This window comes from Variovorax soli NBRC 106424 (assembly GCF_001591385.1).
Taxonomy (GTDB): domain Bacteria; phylum Pseudomonadota; class Gammaproteobacteria; order Burkholderiales; family Burkholderiaceae_C; genus Variovorax; species Variovorax soli.
In genome coordinates this window covers 1-4,716 of the sequence record NZ_BCUU01000183.1, presented here as the reverse complement: position 1 = coordinate 4,716, position 4,716 = coordinate 1, and the positions used below count along the sequence as shown (strand labels likewise).

Here is a 4,716-nt window from a genome sequence, read left to right as displayed (position 1 = left end):
GGCATGACGGGCGCCGTGCGGCCGAAGCGCGGCGCTGGCGATGGCTGCACCACGCCGCCCACGTCGGTGAAGGTGCCGCGCGCCACGTTGTGCGGATGGCGCGGCGCCTCGTCCCAGTCGAGCACCGGGGCGAAGCAGGCATCGCTGCCTTCCAGCAGCAGGCACCACTCGTCCCGCGTGCGGGTGCGGAACACATCGGCCAGGCGCAGCTTGAGCAGCGGCCAGCGCGCTGAATCCATCTGCGCGTCGAAGGCCGTGTCCTCGGCCAGGCCGCAGCGCTCGCGCAGCAGCGCATAGAACTGCGGCTCGATGGCGCCCACCGCCACGTACTTTCCGTCGGCGCAGGCGTAGGTGTCGTAGAAGTGCGCGCCGCCATCCAGCATGTTCTCGCCGCGCTGGTTGCTCCACTGCCCCGCCGATTTGAAGCCGTACATCATGGCCGAGAGCAGCGCGGCGCCGTCGGTCATGGCGGCATCCACGACCTGCCCCTGGCCCGAAGCTTTTGCCTCGTGCAGCGCGGCCAGCAGCCCGAAGGCCAGCAGCATGGCACCACCGCCGAAGTCGCCCACGTAGTTCAGCGGCGGCACCGGCGCCTCGCCCGCGCGGCCGATGGCATGCAGCGCGCCGCTGATGGCGATGTAGTTGATGTCGTGCCCCGCCGCATGGGCCAGCGGGCCGTGCTGGCCCCAGCCGGTCATGCGGCCGTAGACCAGGCGCGGGTTGCGCGCATGGCATTGCGCAGGGCCCAGGCCCAGGCGCTCCATCACACCGGGCCTGAAGCCTTCGATGAGCACGTCGGCCTTGGCAATGGCGTCCAGCACCCGCTCGGCCGAGCCGCCGGCGCGCAGGTCCAGCGCCCAGTCGGCGCGTCCGCGCGAAAGAATGTCGTGCGCGTCGCGCTTGGCGCCGGGCCGGGTGATGCGCAGCACCTCGGCCCCCATGTCGGCCAGGAGCATGGCGCAAAACGGGGCCGGGCCGATGCCGGCGAACTCGACCACCCGGAGGTCTTTCAGTGGGCCTGCCATGTGCCTGTTCCGCCGCGCTTACTCCGCCTTGGCGGCCACGTAGCCCTTGTACTGTTCGCGCAGCCTGGTCTTGAGCAGCTTGCCGGTGGCGGTGTGCGGCAGGCTGTCGACGAAGACGACTTCCTCGGGCACCCACCACTTGGCCAGGCGCTGCCCGAGATAGGCGCGCAGGTCGTCGGCCGAGACCTCGGCGCCGGCCTTGCGCACCACGATCAGCAGCGGGCGCTCCTGCCACTTGGGGTGCGCGACGCCGATCACCGCGGCCTCGGCCACGCCAGGGTGCGAGGCGGCGGCGTTTTCCACGTCGATGGAGGAGATCCACTCGCCGCCCGACTTGATCACGTCCTTGGCGCGGTCCACCAGCTGCAGGAAGCCGTCGGGATCGATGGTGGCCACGTCGCCGGTGGTGAAGTAGCCGTCTTCGTCGATGGGCGAGCCGCCTTCGCCGAGGAAAGCGCCGGGCCGCCCCAAGCTTTCCTGCCCCCCTCGGGGGGTGGCGGAGGCAGCGCCTCCGCCTGGGGGCTCTTTGAAGTACCCCGAGGCGATCCAGGGGCCGCGCACGCGCAGATGGCCGAAGGCCTCGCCGTCCCACGGCAGCTTGCGGCCCTGGTCGTCCACGATCTTCAGGTCGACGCCCCACACGCCGCGGCCCTGCTTGAGCTTGACCTTGACCAGTTCCTCCTCGGGCAGGCCGTCATGCTTGGGCAGCAGCTTGCTGATCACGCCGATGGGGCTGGTCTCGGTCATGCCCCAGCCCTGGGTGACCTCGGCACCGAACTGCTTCTCGAAGCGCTCGAGCATGCCGCGCGACACCGCCGCGCCGCCGATGCCGATGCGCTTGACGCCCAGCGCGCGCGGGTCGATCTGCGGGTTGGCGTCCAGGTGCTGGAAGAGCATCAGCCATACGGTGGGCACGCCCTGCGAGAAGGTGACCTTCTCGTCGCGCATCAGCTCATAGACGCTCTTGCCGTCCAGGTGCGGGCCGGGAAACACCAGCTTGGCGCCCACCATGGCGGCGGCGTAGGGCGTGCCCCAGCCGTTGGCATGGAACATGGGCACGATCAGCATCACCGTCTCGCGCGAACTCACGCCGAAGGTGTCGGGCGCCAGCTCCATCAGCGTGTGCAGCATGGTGGAGCGGTGCGAATACAGCACGCCCTTGGGGTTGCCCGTGGTGCCCGAGGTGTAGCACAGCGACGAGGCGCTGCGCTCGTCGAACTCGGGCCATTCGTAATCCTCGTTCTGCCCGCCCACCAGCTCGTCCCAGCAGCGCAGGTCGGGCACGTCGATCTGGGGCATGTGCTCGCGCGAGGTCATGCACACGTAGGTCTTCACGGTGCGCAGCTGCGGCGCGAGCTTCTCGACCAGCGGCGCGAAGGTGGTGTCGAAGAACAGCACCTGGTCCTCGGCATGGTTGAGGATGTAGGCGATCTGCTCCGGAAAAAGCCGCGGGTTGACGGTGTGCAGCACCGCGCCGCTGCCCGACACGCCGAAGTACATCGCCAGGTGGCGCCAGCTGTTCCAGGCCAGCGTGCCCACGCGCTCGGTGGGCTTCACGCCCAGGGCGCCCAGCGCGTTGGCCACCTGGCAGGCGGCGCGCCGGATGCCGGCCCAGTCGGTGCGGTGGGTGCCGCCCTCGGGCAGGCGCGAGACGATCTCCGCCCTGGGGTGGAAGCGCGCCGCGTGCTCGACGAGCGACGAGATCATCAAGGGGCGGTCCTGCATCAGGCCTTGCATGGGCGTGTCTCCTGGTGTTCTTGCGCCATTGGACGCCGGACCGCCCCGTGCATGACATCGTCGGAACAGACGATTGGGGCCTTTCAAGGGTTGCCCCTAACATGAAACGCATGAACGTCTACGAAGCCGTCGAAAGCCGCCGCTCGGTGCGCCAGTTCCTGGACAAGCCGGTGGCGCCGGATGTAATTCGCCGCGTGCTGCAGGCCGCACTGCGCGCGCCGTCGGGCGGCAACCTGCAGCCCTGGCACATCCACGTGGTGGGCGGCGAGCGCCTGGACGAGCTCAAGGCCATCATGCAAAGGCGCGTGCAGGAACAGCCCACCGGCGAAGGCAGCGAGTACGACATCTACCCGCGCGAGCTGGTGTCGCCCTATCGCGACCGGCGCTTCGCGGTGGGCGAGGCCATGTATGCACGCCTGGGCATTGCGCGCGAGGACAAGGCGGCGCGCCGCCGCTGGTTTGCGCGCAACTACCAGTTCTTCGGCGCCCCGCTCGCGCTGTTCTGCACGGTGGACCGCCGCATGGGGCCGCCGCAGTGGTCCGACCTGGGGATGATGCTGCAGAACGTGATGCTGCTGCTGCGCGCCGAGGGCCTGGACAGCTGTGCCCAGGAATGCTGGGCCGTGTACCCCAGGACCATCGGCGCCTTTCTCGGGCTGCCGGCCGAGCGCATGCTCTTCACCGGCATGGCCATCGGCTACGCGGACCGCGGCAAGCCGCTGGACGCGCTCGTCACCGAGCGCGCCCCGCTGGCCGAGGTGGCCGAGTTCATCGGCATCTGAGCGCGCGGCCCACGCCTTGGCGCGAGCCGCGCTGGCGTTACCAGCTCACCCGCACGCCCAGCGAGCCTTGCACCGAGGACTTCACCTGGGTGTCGCCGCTGTTGCTGAACAGGTGGCCCACTTCCCCGTACAGCGAGGTCGTCGGCGTGAGCGACAGGGTGAAGCCGCCTGCCACTTCGGTCGAGGTGTAGCCGTGGTTGCTCGAGTTGCCGGCGACCGAGGCGCCGCCGCTGTTCACGAAGCTCACGACATCGGTGCCTGAATCGGCGCGGTACACGTTGACGCGGGCATAGGGCTGCAGGCGGCCGGCGCTGGTGGCGATGTCGCCCTTGATGCGCAGGCCGATGCGGCCGATCCAGCCGCTGTCCGCGTCCTGCCGGACGCGGGCGCCGGCCAGCTGCACGTCGTCGTAGTTCGTGCCCTGGTAGACCAGCTGCGCCTGCGGCTCGATGCTCCAGCCCGCGCCGAGCGCGAAGGACTTGCCGGCCTCGATCGATGCCGAGAAGCTGCTGGCCTTGCCCGAGGCGGACGCGGCGTTGTCGGGCCGCACGCTGTAGCTGTGGTGGCCGCCCTGCAGCACCGCATCGGCATACCAGCCGCTGGCCGCATCGATCCAGGTGGCGTAGCCGCCGACGTAGGTCGAGCGCAGCTCGTTGTAGCCGACCCGGCCGAAGCCGCCGTTGGCGTTGCCGCTCACGTCCACGCTGCCGTCCAGCGCGCCGACGAAGGCACCGAAGCGCCAGTTGCCCATGACCAGGAAGTCGCTGCCCACCTGCAGGCCGCCGGCGCTGCCCTGGCTGGCCGGCGCGGCGCCGCCGCTCTGGCGGATGTCCAGGTCGGTGTAGATGGCGCGCGCCCAGACGTTGCGCTGCGCGCCCTGGTCGCCCACGCGGCGGTGCAGGTTACCGATCATGGCGAGATCGCCCTGGCGCACCTGGGCCGGCAGCGCGGCGAAGAGCGCGGTCTCGCTCTGGTAGATGGGCGCAGGCGCCGGAGCCGGTACGGGAGCGGGCGCGGCCGCCGTAGGCGTGGTGGCCGTGGCTTCGGCAGGCGCGGGCACCGGGCCCTTGTCGGGCGCCGGGGCAGGTGCGGGGGCTGCAGGTGCAGGTGCAGGTGCCGCCGGCGCAGGTGCAGGTGCCGCCGGCGCAGGTGCAGGTGACGGGGCCGGTGCG

Annotated in this window: 4 protein-coding genes; 1 reads left to right on the top strand and 3 read right to left on the bottom strand. The window is 70.6% G+C overall.

All coding sequences use genetic code 11. The annotated features are described in order from the left end of the window. Positions 1 to 1,025 (bottom strand): CaiB/BaiF CoA transferase family protein (locus VSO01S_RS25990; protein ID WP_068645650.1); only part of this gene is annotated, 1,025 nt, incomplete at its 3' end. A gap of 18 nt (positions 1,026 to 1,043) precedes the next feature. Further along, positions 1,044 to 2,762 carry an AMP-binding protein gene (locus VSO01S_RS25985; protein WP_068645649.1) on the bottom strand — a complete coding sequence of 573 codons (1,719 nt, stop codon included), beginning with the start codon at positions 2,760 to 2,762 and terminating at the stop codon, positions 1,044 to 1,046. A 110-nt stretch (positions 2,763 to 2,872) separates the two neighbouring features. Between VSO01S_RS25985 and VSO01S_RS25980 the strand changes: the two genes are divergently transcribed. Next, a complete protein-coding gene (locus VSO01S_RS25980; protein ID WP_068645648.1) occupies positions 2,873 to 3,544 on the top strand; it encodes a nitroreductase in 672 nt (223 codons plus the stop codon). A gap of 37 nt (positions 3,545 to 3,581) precedes the next feature. Here the strand turns inward: VSO01S_RS25980 and VSO01S_RS25975 are convergent. Then, the coding region (locus tag VSO01S_RS25975) for an autotransporter outer membrane beta-barrel domain-containing protein (protein ID WP_169804112.1) at positions 3,582 to 4,716 on the bottom strand (1,135 nt) is incomplete at its 5' end.

Excerpts from the sequence above, each read along its gene's own strand:
- VSO01S_RS25985 (WP_068645649.1), bottom strand. The coding sequence starts at position 2,762 with ATGCAAGGCCTGATGCAGGACCGCCCCTTGATGATCTCGTCGCTCGTC.
- VSO01S_RS25980 (WP_068645648.1), top strand. The coding sequence starts at position 2,873 with ATGAACGTCTACGAAGCCGTCGAAAGCCGCCGCTCGGTGCGCCAGTTC.